The organism is Rathayibacter sp. VKM Ac-2762 (genome assembly GCF_009866585.1).
In the GTDB taxonomy this organism is placed as follows: Bacteria; Actinomycetota; Actinomycetes; order Actinomycetales; family Microbacteriaceae; genus Rathayibacter.
In genome coordinates this window covers 2,033,806-2,051,515 of the sequence record NZ_CP047419.1, presented here as the reverse complement: position 1 = coordinate 2,051,515, position 17,710 = coordinate 2,033,806, and the positions used below count along the sequence as shown (strand labels likewise).

Below are 17,710 nucleotides of genomic sequence, written 5' to 3'. Positions count from 1 at the left end.
AGGACCATGACCACCTCCCCGCTCCGCCGCGCCCTGCGCGCCGTGAACCCGCGCCTCGTCGTCGTCTTCGCCGCGATCGCGCTCATCCCGCTGATCTACGCGGGACTGCTGACCTCGGCCAACCTCGATCCCACGCACCACCTCGACACGGTGCCCGCCGCGATCGTCAACGAGGACACCGGCGCGACCGCCTCGGACGGCTCCGCGCTCGCCCTCGGCGACGACCTGACCGAGCAGCTCACCACCGACACGTCCGGCTCGGACTTCGCCTGGACGGCGACCGGTGCCGACGAGGCGTCCCGCGAGCTCGCCTCCGGCGACGTCCTCGCCGTCCTGACGGTGCCGGCCGGCTTCTCGGCCGACGTCGCCTCGGTCGGCGGCGACGACCCCGCCGCGGCCGTGCAGGCGAAGCTGTCGATCGAGACGAACGACGCGGCCAACCTGATCGTCGGCAACATCGCCTCCACCATCGGCACCACCGTGACGAAGACGCTGGAGGAGAAGGTCGGCGCGACCTACCTCGAGAACGTCTACCTCGGCTTCACCGACGTGCACTCGAGCCTCGAGCAGGCGGCCGACGGCGCCGCTCAGCTGGCGGACGGCGCCGGGACCGCCGCGTCCGGCTCCTCCGAGCTGGTCGTCGGGCTCGCGCAGCTGCAGGACGGCACCGCGCAGCTGGCGACCGGCGCCGACTCCCTCCGCTCGGGCGCGGGGAGCGCGGCCTCCGGAGCGTCCGACCTCTCGTCGGGACTCCAGCGGATCGCGAGCGGGACCGGGCAGCTGCCCGACCAGGCGGCGGCGCTCGACACGGGAGCCCGCACGGTCGCCGACGGCGCCCAGCAGCTCGACGGCGGAGCGGCGTCGCTCGCCTCGGGCGCCACCGACCTCGCCGCGGGGACGTCGACCCTGAAGGACGGCGCGGCCTCGGCGGCGTCCGGCGCCGAGGCGCTGGCCACCGGGTCCGCCTCCCTCTCCGACGGAGCGGGGAAGGCCCTCGCAGGAGCCCAGCAGCTCGCGACCGGCGCGGGAGCGCTCGCGACCGCCACTCCGCGACTCGCCACCGGGGCGACCGGCGTCGACTCCGGCCTCGCCTCCCTGCTCTCGCGGTACGACTCGCTGTCCGACGCCCAGCGCGTGGCCGAGCTGACCGCCCTCGAGCAGGGTGCGGCCGCTCTCGCGGGCGGAGCCGCCTCGGCGGACGCGGGCGCGCAGACGCTCGCCTCCGGTGCGACCGCGCTCGTCGGCGACGACGGCAGCGGACTGACGGCGCTCGCCGCCGGTGCCGCCACGGTCTCGGGCGGAGCCGCCGACCTCGCGACCGGCACCGCCGCTCTGTCCACCGGGGCGACCGCCGCCGCCGACGGCGCCCAGAAGCTGCAGACCGGTGCGCAGGCCCTCGCCCAGGGAGCTGCGACCCTCGACAGCGGAGCCGCGCAGGTCGCCGGCGGAGTGGACACCCTCTCCGGCGCGGTCGGCCCGCTCACCAGCGGAATCGCCTCCGCGGCCGCCGGCGCCTCCGACCTCGCCTCCGGGACGGCCGCCCTCGCGACGGGCGCCTCGGACCTCGCGGACGGCGCCGAGACCGCCGCGACCGGCTCGGCCGACGCGGCCACCGGTTCGCAGGACCTCGCCGACGGGATCGACTCGCTCGCCTCGGGATCGCGCACCCTCGACACGAAGCTCTCGGACGGCGCGGACGACGTGCCCACCTACACCGGCGAGCAGGCTCAGGAGCTCAGCACCGTCGCGGCCGCCCCGGTCGGGATCGACGCCGAGCGGATGAACCGCGTGCCGTCCTACGGCTACGGCCTCGCCCCCTACTTCATGGCGCTCGCGCTCTGGGTCGGCGCGCTCGCCTTCTACCTGATGAGCGCCCCGCTCAGCTCCCGCCTCCTCGCCGCGCGCCGGCCCGCCTGGGTCATCGCGCTGCGCAGCTACCTGCCCGGCGCGCTGATGGCGGTCGCCCAGGGCGTCCTGGCAGCGCTCGTCATCCGCTTCGGAGTGGGCGTCGAGGCGTCGAACCTGCCCGGGCTGATCGGGATCGCCGTGCTCACGAGCCTCACCTTCGTGGCGATCAACCAGGCGCTGATCGCGCTGCTGGACGCCCCGGGCCGGTTCCTGGCGCTGCTGATGATCGTGCTGCAGCTGTCCTCGGCCGGAGGCACCTACCCGGTCGAGACCGCTCCCGCCTTCTTCCAGGCGATCCACGGCGTGCTGCCGCTGACCTGGACGGTGGAGGCGTTCCGCTCGCTGATCGCCGGCGGCAGCATCGGAGTCGCGCACGCGGTCCTGGTGCTCGTGCTCTGGCTGGTCGGGGCGCTCGCCGTGACCGTGCTGGCCGCCGCCCGCCGCCGCCGCGGCCTCGTGCCCGCCCTCCGCGACCCGGAGCCCCTCCTCGAGTCGGCCTGACCCGGCCGGGCGGGCCCGGTCTGCCGTCCGCGCCTGCTGCCCCTCGCCGCGGCACGCCCCGCCCGGACACCTTCGCCCCCTCCGAGACCGCAGTAGTCGTCGCTGTCGAGCTCGAGTGCGACAACTCCTGCGCTCTCGCGGCGCGCCCCGCCCGGACACCTTCGCCTCCTTCCCGAGACCGCAGTAGTCGTCGCTGTCGAGCTCGAGTGCGACAACTCCTGCGCTCTCGCGGCGCGTCCCTACCGCCGAAGCGCCGATCCCCGCGACCTCCACCCGCAAGGCAGAGGACGCGGACCGGGAAACGCGTGCCAGCGTTTCCCGGCAGTCCGACAGCACCCGCTCTGCGGAACGCACCCCGTCGCGAAGCCGACCGCGCGCGGGGATGCGGCCCGCCGCATCCCCGCCGGACCACACAGCCCGCGGCCGTTCGGCCCACGGCGAACGCGTGGGCGGCGCTCAGAGTGCGGGAGGTAGCCTGGCAGCCACAATCTCCTCGTCAGAAAGGCGCCGGGTGTCGCACCCGCAACAAGCATGAACGTGAAGCGCATCTTCCGGGGTCCCATCCTCTACGTCGTCCTGGCGATCGTCGCGGTGTGGATCGGCTCCTCGCTGATCACCATGTCCGGCTTCCGGCCGGTCACGACGCAGGAGGGTCTCGACCTCCTGAAGGACGGCAAGGTCGACTCGGCGAAGATCGTGGACGGCGAGCAGCGCGTCGATCTCACGCTCAAGCAGGCCGACGGCGACAACGGCACGCAGGTGCAGTTCTACTACGTGGCCCCTCGCGGCGCGGAGGTCGTCGACGCGGTGTCCGCGGCCGATCTCGGCAGCACCGGCTACAACGACGAGGTCCCGCAGACCAACTGGTTCCTCTCGGCTCTCGGCTTCCTGCTCCCCATCCTGCTGATCGGCGCGTTCTTCTGGCTGATGCTCTCGGGCATGCAGGGCGGCGGCAACCGCGTCATGCAGTTCGGCAAGTCGAAGGCGAAGCTCGTCTCGAAGGAGTCGCCCAAAGTCACGTTCGGCGATGTCGCCGGCGCCGACGAGGCGATCGAGGAGCTGCACGAGATCAAGGAGTTCCTCAAGGAGCCCGCGAAGTTCCAGGCCGTCGGCGCCCGCATCCCGAAGGGCGTCCTGCTCTACGGCCCCCCCGGCACCGGCAAGACCCTGCTGGCGCGCGCGGTCGCGGGCGAGGCGGGCGTCCCCTTCTACTCCATCTCCGGATCGGACTTCGTCGAGATGTTCGTCGGCGTCGGCGCGAGCCGTGTCCGCGACCTGTTCCAGCAGGCGAAGGAGAACTCGCCGGCCATCATCTTCGTCGATGAGATCGACGCCGTCGGCCGCCACCGCGGCGCCGGCATGGGCGGCGGTCACGACGAGCGCGAGCAGACCCTCAACCAGCTGCTGGTCGAGATGGACGGCTTCGACGTCAAGACGAACGTCATCCTGATCGCGGCGACGAACCGCCCCGACATCCTCGACCCCGCACTGCTGCGTCCGGGCCGCTTCGACCGCCAGATCGGCGTCGACGCCCCCGACCTGCTCGGCCGCAAGCGGATCCTCGAGGTCCACGGCCGCGGCAAGCCGCTCGCCGGCGGCGTCGACCTCGAGGTCGTCGCCCGCAAGACCCCGGGCTTCACCGGCGCCGACCTGGCCAACGTCCTCAACGAGGCCGCGCTGCTCACCGCCCGCTCCAACGCGCAGCTGATCGACAACCGCGCGCTCGACGAGGCCATCGACCGCGTCATCGCGGGGCCGCAGCGCCGCACGCGGGTCATGCGCGACAAGGAGAAGCTGATCACCGCCTACCACGAGGGCGGACACGCTCTGGCGGCGGCGGCGATGCGCCACACCGACCCCGTGACCAAGGTCACGATCCTTCCGCGCGGTCGCGCCCTCGGCTACACGATGGTGCTCCCGCTGGAGGACAAGTACTCCACGACCCGCAACGAGCTCCTCGACCAGCTCACGTACGCGATGGGCGGCCGCGTCGCGGAGGAGATCGTCTTCCACGACCCCACCACCGGAGCGTCGAACGACATCGAGAAGGCGACCTCCATCGCCCGCAAGATGGTCACCGACTACGGCATGTCCGCGAACGTCGGAGCGGTCAAGCTCGGCCAGTCGTCGGGCGAGATGTTCCTCGGCCGCGACATGGGCCACCAGCGCGACTACTCCGAGCAGATCGCCGAGACGGTCGACGCCGAGACGCGCCAGCTCATCGAGCAGGCGCACGACGAGGCGTGGCAGGTCATCAACGACAACCGCGACATCCTCGACCGCCTCGCGATGGAGCTGCTCGAGAAGGAGACGCTCGACCACGACCAGCTGGCCGAGATCTTCAAGGACGTCCGCCGCATCGACGAGCGCCCGCAGTGGCTCTCGAGCGACAAGCGCCCCCTGTCCGACCTGCCGCCCATCGCGGTCCCGGTCGCCAAGGCGCCGATCGACTCGGGTGCGACCGACGGGGGAGTCTCCTCCGCCGGTGCCGACGAGGTCGCGCCGAAGCGCCCGCCGCTGATCAACCCGCGCCCCGCGACGGCGTAGCGCGCGCGTGCCCGTCGACAAGGCGCGCATCGAGGCGGCCGTCGCCGAGATCCTCGCGGCCATCGGGGACGACCCGGGCCGCGAGGGACTCCTCGACACGCCGCGGCGGTTCGCCGAGGCGTACGAGGAGTTCTTCGGCGGGTTCGACGACGACGCCCCGGCCCAGCTGACCGAGACGTTCGCGGTGGTCGAGGGCGGCCAGGAGTCGCCGCTCGACCAGACGGTGGTCGTGCGCGACCTCGCCTTCCGCTCCGTCTGCGAGCACCACCTCCTGCCGTTCCTCGGCGTCGCGCACATCGCCTACCGGCCGCGCGAGCGGGTCGTCGGCCTCGGCCGGCTGCCGCGCGTGGTCGAGACGGTCGCCTCGCGACCGCAGATCCAGGAGCGGATGACCGAGCAGATCGCCGACGCGCTCGAGCAGGGCCTCGCTCCCGAGGGCGTGCTCGTCGTGGTCGACGCCGAGCACGGCTGCGTGCGGATGCGCGGGCCGCGCCAGACCGCGAGCTCGACCGTGACGGTCGCCGCCCGCGGCTCCCTCGCCGACCCGGCCGCCCGCGCCGAGATCATCGCGCTGATCGGCGCCGCGCGGGGGGAGTGACGTGGCCACCACCGTCGCCGACCTCACGCCGACCGGCCGCGCCGCGCTCCTCGGGATCCTCAACGTCACTCCGGACTCGTTCAGCGACGGCGGCCGCTGGCTGTCCGTCGACGACGCCGTCCGTCACGGCCTCGACCTGACCCGGCCCGCCGGGGACGGACCCGCCGCGTTCGGCGCGGACCTGGTCGACGTCGGCGGCGAGAGCACCCGCCCCGGTGCGGCGCGCGTCGACTCCGCCGCCGAGCAGGGCCGCGTGCTGCCCGTCGTCCGCGCCCTCGCCGCGGAGGGGGTGCGCGTCAGCATCGACACGATGAGCGCCGCCACGGCGGAGGCCGCCCTGGACGCCGGCGCCGTCGTCGTCAACGACGTCTCCGGCGGCCTCGCCGATCCGCGGATGCTCCCGCTCGTCGCCGAGCGCGGCGCCGTCTACATCGCGATGCACTGGCGCGGGCACAGCGCGGGCATGACCGCTCTCGCGTCCTACGGCGACGTGGTGGCGGACGTCCGCGGCGAGCTCGAGCGCCGCGTCGACGCCGCCCGTGAGGCCGGGATCCGGGACGACCGCCTCCTGCTCGACCCCGGCCTCGGCTTCGCGAAGGTCGGCGCGCACGACTGGGCGCTGCTGGCCGGGCTCGACGCGATCGTCTCGCTGGGCTTCCCGGTCCTGGTCGGCCACTCGCGCAAGCGGTTCCTCGCTCCGTTCGCCCCCGCCGGCGCCCCGGCCGCCGAGCGCGACGAGGTCTCCGCCATGCTGAGCCTCGTCGCCGCCGGGCACGGCGCCTGGGGCGTCCGGGTCCACGACGTCCGCTCGTCCGCCCGCGCCCTGGCCCTCGCCGCCCGACTCCAGGAGGAGACCCCGTGACCGCGATCGACCCCGCCGCCCTGGCCGTGCGCGACTCCATCACCCTCACCGGGCTGCGCGTGCGCGCGCACCACGGCGTTTTCGACTTCGAGCGCGAGAACGGCCAGGACTTCGTGATCGACGCGACGGTCTGGCTCGACACCGCGCCGGCCGCCGAGGGCGACGCGCTGGCCGAGACGGTGCACTACGGCGAGCTCGCGATCGCCCTGGCCGACGCGGTGACCCGCGACCCGGTCGACCTCATCGAGACCCTGGCCGAGCGCCTCGCCCGGGTGGCCCTGGGCTTCGCCGCCGCCGACGTCGTCCGCATCACCGTCCACAAGCCGGACGCGCCGATCCCGCTGCCGTTCGAGGACGTCGCCGTGCAGATCACGAGGACCCGCTCGTGAGGCCGCGGCAGGAGCGCGTCCGCCCGGTGCGCCACGTCGTGCTCGCCCTCGGCAGCAACCTCGGCGACCGCCAGGCGCACCTCGAGGAGGCGCTGCGGGCCCTCGCCACGACGCCGGGCCTGCGCATCGAGGCGGTGTCCAAGGTCGTGGAGTCGCCCGCGTGGAAGCCCGAGGGCGTCGACGAGGACGCGCCCGGGTACCTCAACGCGGTCGTGACCGGCTCGACCGTCCTCGAGCCCGACGACCTGCTCGCGGCGACGGCGGCGATCGAATCGGCCGGCGGCCGGATCCGCGGCGAGGGCGAGGAGCGCTGGGGCGACCGGACCCTCGACATCGACGTGATCGCGGTCGGCGGCGTGCTCCGCGACGACGCGCACCTGACCCTCCCGCACCCGCGGGCGGCCGAGCGGGCGTTCGTGCTCGAGCCGTGGCTCGACGTCGAGCCGGCGGCGGTCCTTCCCGGGGCCGGACCCGTGGCCGAGCTGCGCGCACGGGCGACCGACCGCGTGACCGACCACCCGGCCGGGCTGACCTGGCCGGGGAGCGACTCCGCCCGCGGCACCACCGCCGACCCCGAGAGCAGGACCCCGTGAGGCGCACCCGCATCAGCACCCTGCTCGGACTCGGCCTCGCCGGGGCCGTCGCGGGGTTCCTCCTCGACCTCGCGATCGCCGCCGCCGGCCGCCCCGTGCTCATCCCGCCGCTGACGGTTCCGCTGACCCTGATCGTGGTCGCGGCCCTCGTGCTCGGCTTCGCCGTCCCGATCCACCGCGCCACGAAGGGCACGCTGCGCCGGCCCATCGATCCGTTCCGGGCGATGCGCGTCGTGGTGCTGGCGAAGGCGTCCAGCCACGTCGGTGCTCTGCTGCTCGGAGCCTCCGGCGGCATCCTGGTGTACCTGCTGAGCCGTGCGATCCCTTCGCTAGGCTCCGTGTGGCAGGACGTCGCGACCATCGTGGGTGCGCTCGTCCTGCTGGTGGCCGGCCTGGTCGCCGAGCACCTGTGCACCATCCCGCCGAGCGACGACGACGACAGCGCCGTCGGCGAGGTGAACCACGCCTGACGCCGACGCCCGGACCGCCGCGGGCAGTGAGGACGACGCCATGCCCGCCGAGCCCGAGGACGCGTCGCCGACGACCCGCCGCGACGCGAGGGGACGCCGGCGGGACCGCCTCGACATCACGGGGGAGTGGCGCCGCGTCTCGCCCCGGTACGTCGCGGTCGAGGTCGTGTCGGCCATCGTGTCGAGCGTGCTGCTGCTCGCCGTGCCCGTGGTGCTGATGCTGATCGGCCTGCCGTGGGGCTGGATCCCGATGGCCGCCGCGGCCGCCCTCGCGGTGACCCTCCTGATCGTGGCCCCGCGCCGTGCGCGCGCCTACGGCTACCTCCTGCGCCAGGACGACCTCCTCTTCCGCCGCGGCATCATGTTCCAGCGCTTCGTGTCGGTGCCGTACGGGCGGATGCAGCTCATCGACGTCAACCGCGGGCCGCTCGCCCGGGCGCTCGGCCTCGCCGACCTCCGCTTCGTCACCGCCGCCGCGGCGACCGGCGTCAGCATCCCGGGCCTGGCCGAGCAGGACGCGGAGGAGCTCCGCGACCGCCTGGTCGAGCTCGCCGAGTCGCGCCGGGCCGGCCTGTGACCGAGCTCCGCGCCGTCGAGACGGACCTCGCCGACGGGGAGTGGCACCGCCTCCATCCCGCGACCCCGGTCCTCAAGGGCGGGATCGGCCTGCTGGTCGTCCTCGGCATCGTGATCACGAACCTCCGCGAGCGCCTGGTCGAGCTGTTCCTGCCCGGGCCTGAGGGGTACGAGAGCGGCGATCCGGTCGACGAGCTGCTGCGCCGCGGTCTCGTCGGCTGGGCGCTGCTGGCGGTCGCGGTGGGCCTGGCGGTCGCCGTCTTCGCGTTCTGGCTGTCCTGGCGGATGCACACCTTCCGCATCACGGACGAGCTCGTCGAGGTGCGCTCCGGCGTGCTCTTCCGGACCAACCGGCGGGCGCGGCTGGACCGCATCCAGGGCATCGCGGTGCAGCGTCCGCTGTTCGCGCGGCTGTTCGGGGCCGCGAAGCTCGAGGTGAGCGTGGCCGGGCAGGACGCGAACGTCCAGCTGTCGTACCTCGGCTCGCGGCTGGTGGACGCCCTGCGCCGCGACATCCTGCGGCTCGCCTCCGGGGTGCGCGAGCGGGAGGCGACGGTCGACGGTGCGGCTCCGGCGGGCGGGTTCCTGGCGCGCCGGCTGGAGGAGTTCGGCGAGCCTCAGGACGAGACGCCGCCCGAGTCGGTCGTCTCGATCCCGCCGGGCCGGCTCCTCGGCTCGCTCGTCTTCAGCGGCTTCACGCTGTTCCTGGCCGCCTCGGTCGTCGCCGTGGTGTTCGTCGCCGTCTACGGCTCGCCCTACGTGCTCTTCGCGATCCTGCCGGGCCTGATCGGCTCGGGCAGCTACTACGTCCGCCAGTTCGTGCGCTCGCTCCGGTACTCGATCGCCGCGACGCCCGACGGAGTGCGGGTCGGCTACGGCGTGCTCTCGACCAGCAGCGACACGATCCCGCCCGGCCGGATCCATGCCGTCGAGATCACGCAGCCGCTGCTCTGGCGCCCGTTCGGCTGGTGGCAGGTGCGGATCGACCGCGCCGGCCACGCGGCCTCCCGCGGGGCGAACGGCGAGCCGAACACCACGATCCTGCCCGTGGGCGACCTCGCCGCCGTCGAGCGCGTCCTCGCCCTCCTGCTGCCCGGACCGGCCGAGGGAGCGGAGTCGACGCCCGTCGGCGACGCGCTCCGGCACCGCGACGCGGCCGGTTTCACCCGGGCGCCGCGCTCGGCGGTGTGGCTCCGCCCCTTCTCGTTCCGGAGGACCGGGTACCGGCTGACGGACGAGGTCGCGATCCTGCGCAGCGGAGCGGTCTGGCGGCGGGTCGCCGTGGTGCCCCTGGCGCGGATGCAGAGCGTCGGGGTCCAGCAGGGACCGCTCCAGCGCCTGCTCGGGCTGGCCTCGGCGCGCGTGCACACGGTGGCCGGCCCCGTCACTCCGCTCGTGCCGGTGATGAGCGCAGCCGACGGACTCGCCTTCTTCGAGAGCCTCGCGGCGGCCGGAGTGCGGGCCGCCGACCGTGACGCGAGCCACCAGTGGGGGCGGCGAGCGGCCGCACCCGCCCTGCCCGACTGGCCCGCTCCGGAGGGGGAACCGCATGCCTGAGAACCGCCGCGACGGACGCCTGGGCGTCGGCGTGATCGGTGCCGGACGCGTGGGCCCGGTGCTCGGTGCCGCGCTCGCCGGGGCCGGCCACGCCGTGATCGGTATCGCCACCACCAGCGAGAGCGGCCGCGAGCGCGCCGATGCGCTGCTCCCCGGAGTCCCCGTGCTCGCGATCCCCGAGCTCGTCGAGCGCAGCGAGCTGGTGATCGTCGCCGTCCCCGGGAGCGAGATCGCCGCCCTGGTCGCGGGGCTCGCCGCGACCGGAGCGTGGCAGCCCGGCCAGCTGGTGCTGCACACGGCGCCTGAGCACGGCTACGGGGTGCTCGCTCCGGCGCTCGCCTCCGGGGTCATCCCCCTGGCAGTCCACCCGGCGATGGCCTTCAGCGGCACCAGCCTCGACCTGGCGCGCCTCGCCGAGACCTACTTCGCCGTGTCGGCACCGGGCCCGGTGCTGCCGATCGCGCAGGCGCTGGTGGTCGAGATGGGCGGGGAGCCGGTGACCGTGGCGGAGTCGGACCGCGCCGCCTACGCGGAGGCCGTCTCGACCGCCACGACCTTCTCGACCGCGATCGTCGACCAGGCGGCGGGCCTGCTGGCGGGCATCGGCGTCGAGAAGCCGGGCTTCTTCCTCTCCAGTCTCGTCCGCTCCTCCGTCGACGACGCCCTGCGCCGCGCGGCGGGCTGACGGGCGGCGCCGCTCGAGACGCCGCTCCCCGGGTGGGACGCCGCTCGGGAGGCGGTGCCTCGCGGAGGAGCACGGCGTCTCCGTGCCGAGGGCCCCGTTGGTCGCGGGCCCGCCGGTAGCATCGTCGGGTGATCAGCACCGTCCACCGCATCGGCGACCTCCGCGAGCGGCTGCAGGAGGCGCGGCGGGCCGGTCGGCGCATCGCGCTCGTGCCGACGATGGGCGCCCTGCACGCCGGGCACCTCGCCCTCGTCGAGCGGGCGCGCGAGCTGGCCGACGTCGTCGTCGTGTCGGTGTTCGTGAATCCGCTGCAGTTCGGTCCGACCGAGGACCTGGACCGCTATCCGCGCGACCTCGAGGGCGACACCGCCCTGCTCGACGCGGCCGGGGCCGACCTCCTCTTCGCTCCGGGAGTCGCCGAGATGTACCCCGACGGGCCGTCCTCCACGAGGGTCGTCGCGGGGGAGGTCGGCGGCCTCTACGAGGGGCGCGCGCGGCCGGGCCACTTCGACGGGATGCTCACCGTCGTCGCCAAGCTCCTGAGCATCGCCCAGCCGGACGTCGCGGTCTTCGGGCAGAAGGACGCGCAGCAGCTGTTCCTCGTGCGCCGCATGGTCCGCGACCTCGACCTGCCCGTGGAGATCGAGGGCGTCGGCATCGTGCGGGAGGAGGACGGGCTCGCCCGCTCCAGCCGCAACCGCTACCTCGACGAGGAGCAGCGCCGCGCGGGTTTCGTGCTGCCGCGCCTCCTCGCGGCCGCCGCGGAAGCCGCGGACCGCGGTGCCGCCGCGGCGATCGAGGCCGCCGAGGCCGTCGCGCACGCCGAGCCGCTCGTTAAGCTGGACTACCTCGTCGTCGTGGATCCCGCGACGCTCCTCCCGGTCGACGCCGACCACCGCGGCCCGGCACTCGTGCTCGTCGCCGCGATCGTCGGCACCACCCGCCTCCTCGACAACGCCCCGATCCTGCTCGCCTGATCGCGGCCGTCCGCCCCGAACCGAAAGCACCGCGACCCCTCATGGCCGACACCCCCGACGTCCCCGAGTCCACGACCCCCGCCGCCGAGCAGTCCGACTCCGAGCAGGCCGCCGCCGAGCGGGCCGCGCAGCAGGAGGCCTCCGAGCAGAAGGCCGTCCGCCTCGCCAAGCGCGAGCGCCTGCTCGAGCTCGCGGGCGACGACCTCGGCGCCGGCGCCTACCCCGTCGCGGTCGGAGTCACCGACACCATCGCGGCCGTCCGGGCGCGCCACGAGGGCATCGAGCCGGACGTGAAGACCGGCGAGCGCGTCGGCCTCGCGGGCCGCGTAGTGTTCCAGCGCAACACGGGCAAGCTCTGCTTCGCGACCCTGCAGGCCGGCGACGGCGAGCGGATCCAGGCCATGGTCTCGCTGGGCGACGTGGGCGAGGAGTCGCTCGCGGCGTGGAAGGAGCTCGTCGACCTGGGCGACCACCTCTTCGTCGAGGGCGAGGTCGTCTCGAGCAAGCGCGGCGAGCTGAGCGTGTGGGTGTCGGAGTGGACGATCGCCGCGAAGGCGATCCTGCCGCTGCCGAACCTGCACAACGAGCTCGGCGACGAGACCCGGATGCGCCAGCGCTACCTCGACCTGATCGTGCGCCCCCAGGCCCGCGAGACGGTCGTCACCCGCGCCCGCGTGAACGCCTCCCTCCGCGACACCTTCGCCTCGCACGAGTTCCTCGAGGTCGAGACCCCGATGCTGCAGGTGATGCACGGCGGCGCCTCCGCCCGCCCCTTCGCCACGCACTCGAACGCCTTCGACACCGAGCTGTACCTGCGCATCGCGCCCGAGCTCTACCTCAAGCGGGCGGTCGTCGGCGGCATCGACCGGGTCTTCGAGATCAACCGCAACTTCCGCAACGAGGGCGCCGACTCCACCCACTCGCCCGAGTTCGCGATGCTCGAGGCCTACCAGGCGTACGGCGACTACAACTCGATCGCCGACCTCACCCAGGAGCTGATCCAGAACGCGGCGCAGGCCGTCGCGGGCTCGCACGTGGTCACCTGGGCCGACGGCACCGAGTTCGACCTCGGCGGCCGGTGGGACCGCATCTCGATGTACGAGAGCCTGTCGCTCGCGGCCGGCATCGCGATCACGCCGGAGACGGAGCTCGCCGAGCTCGAGACCCTCGCCGCGCGCGAGGGCGTCGAGGTGCACGTCCCCACGCACGGCAAGTACGTCGAGGAGCTGTGGGAGCACTTCGTGAAGGGCGGCCTGACGCGTCCGACCTTCGTGATGGACTTCCCCGTCGACACCTCGCCGCTCGTGCGCGCGCACCGCAGCATCCCGGGCGTCGTCGAGAAGTGGGACCTCTACGTCCGCGGCTTCGAGCTGGCCACCGGCTACTCCGAGCTGATCGACCCGGTCGTGCAGCGCGAGCGCTTCGTCGAGCAGGCCCGCCAGGCCGCCGCCGGCGACGACGAGGCGATGCGCCTGGACGAGGACTTCCTCCGCGCCCTCGAGCACGGCATGCCCCCCACCGGCGGCATGGGCATGGGCATCGACCGCCTCCTGATGGCGATCACCGGCCTCGGGATCCGCGAGACGATCCTGTTCCCGCTCGTCAAGTAGGGTCGCAGGAGCCGAGGGGGAGACATGGTCAGGGCATCGAGCATCGTCGCGGCCGTCGCGGCGGGCGTCCTCACGATCGCGCAGTTCGGAGTGGGGACCGCGGTCGCCGCGAGCGTCCTCACCTCCTCCGGCGACGTCGGCACCGCGCTGGCCGACCGGCGGGCGGTCGAGGCGTTCACGCCCGACCCCACGATCGCCGGCTTCGCGGAGCGGACCGCCATGTCCGACCGCGGCCGCGCCCTCTACTACGCGTCGAGCCCGTCGGTCGAGCCGACCGCCGGCTTCAACGACCTCTGCGGCTACGGCGCCTCCGACGACATCGTCCTCGGCTGCTACACCGGCACCAGCATCTACATCTCGGACGTCGCCAATCCCGACCTCGACGGGATCCGCGACGTGACGGCGGCCCACGAGATGCTGCACGCCGCGTGGGTGCGGCTCGACGCGGAGGAGCAGGCCGAGCTGGGCGACGAGCTCGAGGCCGCGTACGAGACCCTCCCTCAGGACGGCACGATCGCCGAGCGCCTCGAGCTGTACCGCACCGGCGGCCTCGGCGAGCGCGTCAACGAGCTGCACTCGATCCTGGGGACCGAGGTGGCCGACCTGCCGCCGGCGCTCGAGGCGCACTACGCCGAGTTCTTCGACGACCGCTCCGTCGTCGTGGGCCTGAACGCCCGCTACGAGGCGGTCTTCACCGATCTCGAGAACCGCATCGAGGACCTGGTCTCCCGGATCGAGACGATGTACGCCGACCTCACGGCGCGAGTCGACGCGAACAACGCCGAGTACGACGCGCTCAACGTCGAGATCGACGACTTCAACTCGCGCGCCGACAGCGGCGACTTCGGATCGACGGCCGAGTTCGAGGCGGAGCGCGCCGATCTGCTCGCCCGCAGCCAGGCCGTCGACGCCACCCGCGCCGCCATCGACGCGGACATCGCCGTGTACGACGGCCTGCGCTCGGAGCTGGAGGGCCTCAACTCCGACGCCGCGGCGCTGAACAAGTCGGTCGAGAGCCAGTAGCGCCCAGCGCCCGCGAAGGCCGCTGGGCGCACGGGCCCCCGGGCTCACGGCTCCCGCGCCGGTGCCGCGGGTAGGATCGCCGCATGGACTGGGAGCTGTGGAACCAGGGGCTGTGGGCCCTCGTGCCGACGATCACGGTCGGAGCCATCTTCTGGTTCGTGATGCGCGCCCTCATCCGCTCGGACCGCAACGAGCGCCGCGCGTACGACCGCATCGAGGCCCGCGAGCGCGAGCGCCGCGGCCTGCCTCCCCGCGACGCCTCCTGACCACCGCCGCCGCGCGGGTGCCTCCCGCGCCCGCTGAGCGGCTCCGCACGACGAACGAGGAGGCGCGGTGCCCGCACCCGACTGGGCCGTGATCCTCCCGATCGCGGCCGTCGTCGTCGAGCTCGTGGTCCGCGTGATCGCCGTGATCGTCGTGCCGCGGAACCGCCGTCCGACCACCGGTCTCGCCTGGCTGATGGCGATCTTCCTGATCCCGTACGTCGGCATCCTGCTGTTCCTCTTCATCGGGAGCTACCGGCTGCCGCGCAAGCGCCGCCGGAAGCAGCAGGAGATCAACCGGTTCATCCTGGAGTCGACCGACGGCATCGACCGCGTCGCCCGGGAGCACCCGTGGCCGCAGTGGCTGGAGTCGGTGGTCACCCTCAACCGCAACCTCGGCGCGATGCCGCTGGTCGGCGGGAACGACGCGCGCCTCCAGGGCGACTACGAGCAGACCATCCGCGCGATGGCCGCCGAGATCGACCGCGCCCGCCGGTACGTGCACTGCGAGTTCTACATCCTCGCCGCCGACTCGACCACCGCGCCCTTCTTCGACGCGCTCGACCGCGCGGTGGCCCGCGGGGTGCGGGTGCGGATCCTCCTCGACCACATCGCGTCGATCCGCGTGCCCGGCTACTACAGCGGCACCCATCGCCGGCTGCGCGTCCTCGAGCGGGCGGGCGCCTCGTGGTCGTACATGCTCCCCGTGCGGCCGTGGCGCGGGCAGTACCAGCGGCCGGATTTGCGCAACCACCGCAAGCTGCTGATCGTCGACGGCAACGCGGCCTTCATGGGCTCGCAGAACGTCGTCGACTCCAGCTACAACAAGCGCGGCAACATCCGCCGCGGCCTGCACTGGCACGACCTGATGGTGCGCCTCGAGGGGCCGGTGGTGCAGGGCATCAACGCCATCTTCATCACCGACTGGTACAGCGAGACCGACGAGCTGCTCCTGCGGGAGTCGGAGCCGATGGAGGCGCTGCAGCAGCGCGACACCATCGACTGCCAGGTGGTGCCGAGCGGGCCGGGGTTCGAGGGCGAGAACAACCTGCGCCTGTTCCTGACGCTGCTCTACTCGGCGCAGAAGTCGATCATCATCACCAGCCCGTACTTCGTGCCCGACGAGGCGATGCTCTACGCGATCACGACGGCGACCCGGCGGGGCGTGCACGTGGAGCTCTTCGTCTCCGAGATCGGCGACCAGGCCGTGGTCTACCACGCCCAGCGCTCGTACTACGAGACGCTGCTGACCGCGGGCGTGCGCATCTGGATGTACCGCAAGCCGACCATCCTGCACGCGAAGCACTTCACGATCGACGACGACGTCGCCGTGATCGGCTCGAGCAACATGGACATGCGCTCCTTCACGCTCAACCTCGAGGTCTCGCTGATGGTGCGCGGCGCGGAGTTCGTCGAGGACCTGCGCCAGGTGCAGCAGGACTACCGCGAGCACTCCCGCGAGCTGACCCTCCGCGAGTGGCGGCAGCAGCCGCTCCGCTCGACCCTGCTCGACAACCTGGCGCGGCTCACCTCGGCGCTGCAGTAGCGCGGCTCCCGTCCGCCCGCCGGCGGAGGATGCGCGGCCCCGGCTCGTCGCGCAAGGCCCTGTGCGGGCCGCCGCGCCCCGCGTAGCGTCGGAGCGTCCTCAGCACCATCCGGTTCCGCCTGCCCGGCGCCGGGTTCGAGAAGGGAACGGACATGACGGCATCCCGTACGACGCGCATCCTCATCCTCGGCGGCGGCTACGTCGGCCTGTACACGGCCTGGGGCCTCGAGAAGAGACGGGGGGAGGCGCCGATCGACGTCACCGTCGTCGAGCCGAACCCCTACATGACCTACCAGCCGCTGCTGCCCGAGGTCGCCGGCGGGCACGTCCAGCCGCGCCACGTCACGGTGCCGCTGGTCTCCGCGCTCAAGCGCACCCGCGTGATCCGCGGCGCGATCACCGGCGTGAGCCTCGCCGAGCGCAGCGCCACCGTCGCCGCGATGGACGGCTCCACTCGCACGATCGAGTTCGACCAGGTCGTCTTCGCGCTCGGAGCCGTCACCCGCACGTTCCCCACGCCGGGCCTCGCCGAGCACGGCATCGGCTTCAAGACGGTGGAGGAGGCGGCGCACCTGCGCGACCGCGTCATCGAGAACATCGCGAAGGCGGCGCTCACCACCGATCCCGCCGAGCGCCGGCGCCTGCTCACCTTCGTCTTCGTCGGTGGCGGCTACACCGGCGTCGAGGCGCTGAGCGAGCTGCTCGACCTCAGCCGCAAGACCCTCGCCGCGCAGCCCTCCCTCTCGATGGGCGACGTCACCTGGCACCTCGTCGAGGCACTGGACCGGGTCGCCCCCGAGGTCGGTCCCGAGCTCTCGAAGTGGACGCTCGACCACCTCCGCTCGCGCGGCGTGCACGTGCACCTGAAGACGACGATGCCCTCCTGCGAGGACGGCGTCGTGGAGCTCTCCTCGGGCGAGCGCATCCCGACGGCCACGATCGTGTGGACCGCCGGCGTGAAGCCGAACCCGATCCTCGACGCGACCGACGCGCCCCGCGGGCCGAAGGGCCACGTCATGGCGGATGCGCGCCTGCGGGTCATCCGCGAGGACGGCGAGCCGGTGGGCGGCGCCTGGGCGGCCGGCGACGGCGCGCAGGTGCCGGACCTCACCAGCGAGAAGCAGCCCGCGTACTACCCGCCGAACGCGCAGAACGCGGTTCGGCAGGCCAAGCTCCTGGCGCGCAACATCATCGCCGACCTCACCGGAGGCACAGTGGAGGAGTACCGGCACGCCTCAGTCGGGACCGTCGCCGAGTACGGCATCGGCAAGGGCGCGGGCCTGATCAAGGGCGTGAAGCTGCGCGGCCTCCCCGCATGGCTCGCGCACCGCGCCTACCACGGAGCGGCGATGCCGACCCTGGACCGCAAGTGGCGGATCATCACGGGCTGGCTCGTCGACGCCGTCACTCCGCGCGACCTCTCGCCGATGAGCGCGCTGCAGGATCCTCGCCGCGCCTTCCGCGAGACGGCCGAGGCCACCGACCGCGAGGCAGCAGCGAAGGCCGCCGCGAAGAAGGAGTCGGACGCGTCCTGACGCGCCGGTGAGAGCGCGGGAGTCGCGGTGGTCGAGCGGGATCATCGCGACTCCCGCGCTCCCGAGTCGT

Annotated in this window: 16 protein-coding genes; all 16 read left to right on the top strand. The window is 73.5% G+C overall.

Features of this window, described 5'->3' with window-relative positions; all coding sequences use genetic code 11:
* The first annotated feature begins 6 nt into the window (after positions 1-6).
* The 16 genes from GTU71_RS09700 (at position 7) to GTU71_RS09625 (ending at position 17,640) form a co-directional block, all read left to right on the top strand.
* The gene (locus tag GTU71_RS09700; RefSeq protein ID WP_159939785.1) at positions 7-2,409 is read left to right on the top strand and encodes a YhgE/Pip domain-containing protein; all 2,403 of its coding nucleotides are present in this window, start codon (positions 7-9) and stop codon (positions 2,407-2,409) included.
* Between the two features lie 531 nt (positions 2,410-2,940).
* Positions 2,941-4,956 carry an ATP-dependent zinc metalloprotease FtsH gene (gene ftsH, locus GTU71_RS09695; RefSeq protein ID WP_104224104.1) on the top strand — a complete coding sequence of 672 codons (2,016 nt, stop codon included), beginning with the start codon at positions 2,941-2,943 and terminating at the stop codon, positions 4,954-4,956.
* A gap of 7 nt (positions 4,957-4,963) precedes the next feature.
* Positions 4,964-5,554: a GTP cyclohydrolase I FolE gene (folE, locus tag GTU71_RS09690; RefSeq protein WP_159939783.1), complete on the top strand. Its 591-nt coding sequence runs from the start codon at positions 4,964-4,966 to the stop codon at positions 5,552-5,554.
* 1 nt (position 5,555) lies between these two features.
* Positions 5,556-6,416 (top strand): dihydropteroate synthase, encoded by an 861-nt coding sequence (gene folP / locus GTU71_RS09685; protein ID WP_104238405.1) that lies wholly within the window; start codon positions 5,556-5,558, stop codon positions 6,414-6,416.
* Entirely contained in the window at positions 6,413-6,805 is a 393-nt protein-coding gene (folB, locus tag GTU71_RS09680; RefSeq protein ID WP_104347803.1) for a dihydroneopterin aldolase, read from the top strand. The genes folP and folB overlap by 4 nt, the downstream gene beginning before the upstream one ends.
* Positions 6,802-7,398, top strand: coding sequence for a 2-amino-4-hydroxy-6-hydroxymethyldihydropteridine diphosphokinase (gene folK / locus GTU71_RS09675; RefSeq protein ID WP_159939781.1), 597 nt, complete (start codon positions 6,802-6,804; stop codon positions 7,396-7,398). The genes folB and folK overlap by 4 nt, the downstream gene beginning before the upstream one ends.
* On the top strand, positions 7,395-7,868 hold the full coding sequence (locus GTU71_RS09670; RefSeq protein ID WP_104238407.1) for a DUF3180 domain-containing protein: 474 nt from the start codon (positions 7,395-7,397) through the stop codon (positions 7,866-7,868). Before folK ends, GTU71_RS09670 begins: the two co-directional genes overlap by 4 nt.
* Before the next feature lie 40 nt (positions 7,869-7,908).
* Complete coding sequence (locus tag GTU71_RS09665) at positions 7,909-8,445, top strand: PH domain-containing protein (protein ID WP_159939779.1); 537 nt, start codon at positions 7,909-7,911, stop codon at positions 8,443-8,445.
* On the top strand, positions 8,442-10,001 hold the full coding sequence (locus GTU71_RS09660; protein WP_104287738.1) for a PH domain-containing protein: 1,560 nt from the start codon (positions 8,442-8,444) through the stop codon (positions 9,999-10,001). Before GTU71_RS09665 ends, GTU71_RS09660 begins: the two co-directional genes overlap by 4 nt.
* Positions 9,994-10,686 carry a DUF2520 domain-containing protein gene (locus GTU71_RS09655; RefSeq protein WP_104224097.1) on the top strand — a complete coding sequence of 231 codons (693 nt, stop codon included), beginning with the start codon at positions 9,994-9,996 and terminating at the stop codon, positions 10,684-10,686. Before GTU71_RS09660 ends, GTU71_RS09655 begins: the two co-directional genes overlap by 8 nt.
* Before the next feature lie 128 nt (positions 10,687-10,814).
* A complete protein-coding gene (panC, locus tag GTU71_RS09650) occupies positions 10,815-11,663 on the top strand; it encodes a pantoate--beta-alanine ligase (RefSeq protein WP_159939777.1) in 849 nt (282 codons plus the stop codon).
* Positions 11,664-11,704: 41 nt separating this feature from the next.
* The gene (gene lysS, locus GTU71_RS09645; protein WP_104224095.1) at positions 11,705-13,273 is read left to right on the top strand and encodes a lysine--tRNA ligase; all 1,569 of its coding nucleotides are present in this window, start codon (positions 11,705-11,707) and stop codon (positions 13,271-13,273) included.
* Between the two features lie 24 nt (positions 13,274-13,297).
* Positions 13,298-14,296: a hypothetical protein gene (locus tag GTU71_RS09640; RefSeq protein WP_159939775.1), complete on the top strand. Its 999-nt coding sequence runs from the start codon at positions 13,298-13,300 to the stop codon at positions 14,294-14,296.
* Positions 14,297-14,379: 83 nt separating this feature from the next.
* On the top strand, positions 14,380-14,562 hold the full coding sequence (locus GTU71_RS09635) for a hypothetical protein (protein ID WP_104224094.1): 183 nt from the start codon (positions 14,380-14,382) through the stop codon (positions 14,560-14,562).
* Between the two features lie 67 nt (positions 14,563-14,629).
* The gene (cls, locus tag GTU71_RS09630; protein ID WP_159939773.1) at positions 14,630-16,105 is read left to right on the top strand and encodes a cardiolipin synthase; all 1,476 of its coding nucleotides are present in this window, start codon (positions 14,630-14,632) and stop codon (positions 16,103-16,105) included.
* Positions 16,106-16,257: 152 nt separating this feature from the next.
* Positions 16,258-17,640 (top strand): FAD-dependent oxidoreductase, encoded by a 1,383-nt coding sequence (locus GTU71_RS09625; RefSeq protein WP_104272976.1) that lies wholly within the window; start codon positions 16,258-16,260, stop codon positions 17,638-17,640.
* The last annotated feature ends 70 nt before the right edge of the window (positions 17,641-17,710 follow it).